The 1,802-nt window shown below is 41.2% G+C and carries 2 protein-coding genes and 2 pseudogenes; all 4 read right to left on the bottom strand.

The features are described 5' to 3' along the window. A pseudogene (locus MiAbW_RS19020) lies at positions 1–310 on the bottom strand (IS110 family transposase); the annotation flags it as partial. A gap of 232 nt (positions 311–542) precedes the next feature. Beyond that, positions 543–926, bottom strand: a complete 384-nt coding sequence (locus MiAbW_RS19015) for a hypothetical protein (RefSeq protein ID WP_151697341.1) — start codon at positions 924–926, stop codon at positions 543–545. Continuing rightward, positions 919–1,242 (bottom strand): hypothetical protein, encoded by a 324-nt coding sequence (locus tag MiAbW_RS19010; protein WP_151697340.1) that lies wholly within the window; start codon positions 1,240–1,242, stop codon positions 919–921. The genes MiAbW_RS19015 and MiAbW_RS19010 overlap by 8 nt, the downstream gene beginning before the upstream one ends. A gap of 8 nt (positions 1,243–1,250) precedes the next feature. Then, positions 1,251–1,802 (bottom strand): annotated as a pseudogene (locus MiAbW_RS19005) (hypothetical protein); the annotation flags it as partial.

Raw genomic sequence — 1,802 nt, 5'->3', positions numbered from 1 at the left:
GAGATATCCAATAGATATCTAGTCCTAACTTCTTAGCACAATTAACCCAGAAGCTTGCATACCAGTAACCCGTAGGCTCTAAGATGATAGCATCGACTTCTAAGGATTTAACAATCTCGATCGCTTCAGCATTACACTCTAACTTGTAAGCTATCTCATTAAGTTGAGTGTTCCCCTTGATCCGCGAGTATCCTTTAATCGGTTCCCCAATATTTTTCGAGTATTGCAAGGGAGAAACAGACGGAAATTCGCACAATAAAACCACGATAGCCCAATTACGACTAACGTCTATCCCTAGTATTCTTTTCATGGTTTATAATGGGAGTTAATTAGATTTAAAAAGAATTAGCCTTACGATACTCCCGTAGGGCTTTTTAGTCCCTATCTCACTTTAAAAGGCAAAATTCTTAAAAGTCCTCGAAACCTTAGGATTGAAGTACAAGCTAATGCTTGAAATCGCTGAAAAAGGTACTCTCGGACTAGGGTTAAGTTTGGACCCTAACCCCGGCCTCTCGCTTTTTAGGTGAGAGGGCGCGATTAGGTTAAAACTCACTTTCTTCTAGACGAATTCCTGTAGGATAGGGAAAATCATCATCATCATCATCATCAAGTTTTAGATCAGGATAGTCCTCGTGTATTTCTTCTAGAGTCGGTTCATAATTTGGCTCATTTTGCATTACTTCCTCTAGGCTAGGGATATCCTCGTGATTGTAGCGCTTGTCATCTCGGAATTCATCTTCCCAATTAACGGTATGGTTCCAAAGAACTTGGGACAAGGCAACTACGTCATCACCATCAACAAAAACGCTAGAATTATTTGACATTTTTAGGATTAACTTGTCACTTTCTAAGTTAATAAAAGTGACGTGATCTAGATTAACCCAACATTGGCCGATCGAGTCTCGAACAAAATAAAATTTACTCATTAGTTACCTCATCAGTATCGTAGGCCGTGCTGCCGTTTTTTAAAGATCTGTCACAATCTAGCTCTACTTTTTTGATTAGCTTGTCAATCTCTAAGAGAGTCGCCTTTAAAGATTTTCGACTATGAAATATGGTGCGGGAAGGTCTGTAAAGGGAATCTTTGGGTAGACTCTCTATATAAAGAGAAGTCATCTGGATACAAAGAGAGATATTGTCTCTTGTTATGCGAAGCAACGTGACTGCCACTGCTAAGTGATGAAACATCAAATCATGGACAGGGGCAACCACCAAAGCTATTGAGTCATTTTCTTTATTCATTGTTTTCCTCAGTAAGGGATTAAATTATTAACGTTAACTAACTTCCCATTGTCAAGCATCCATGAGTTAACATTAGGAGAATAGTAATTATTCTGATAGCTAAAAGCAGCAGAATAACGCTTAGAATAGTTAGGTAGGTGATCATCGTTCTCGCTCTCGCTCCGGTCGCGGTCCGTCGGTGCAGTGTTACTATTAGTTAAGCAATCATCGTTCTGACTCTCATCGTCGTCGTCATCACCATCAGGAGGTACAGCGTCACGGCTAGGGCCATCCTCATCAGGGAGTAGTGACTCGATTAGTTCCTCTAGTAACTTCGATGGAGAAATACCAGACTCTGCGGCCTTTTCTCGAAGCTTTTCCCAAAGTTCGATAGGGATGTTAACCTTTTTGGAATTGGGTAGCTTCTGAAACGGGTCCTCAAGGTGAGCCTTGACCTTATCGAGAGTTAACTCGTGGTCAGCGTAAGTCTCACAAATATCACGCCAAGCCTCTAGCAAGTCGGTCTCGCCAAACTTGGATAACTCTAATGCGATCGAAGCATTCATAGGCAACCGATCGCA

It is taken from the genome of Microcystis aeruginosa NIES-4325 (genome assembly GCF_008974145.1).
GTDB classification, from domain to species: domain Bacteria; phylum Cyanobacteriota; class Cyanobacteriia; order Cyanobacteriales; family Microcystaceae; genus Microcystis; species Microcystis aeruginosa_G.
This window is presented reverse-complemented; position numbering and strand designations above follow the sequence as displayed.

Excerpts from the sequence above, each read along its gene's own strand:
- MiAbW_RS19010 (WP_151697340.1), bottom strand. The coding sequence starts at position 1,242 with ATGAATAAAGAAAATGACTCAATAGCTTTGGTGGTTGCCCCTGTCCAT.
- MiAbW_RS19015 (WP_151697341.1), bottom strand. The coding sequence starts at position 926 with ATGAGTAAATTTTATTTTGTTCGAGACTCGATCGGCCAATGTTGGGTT.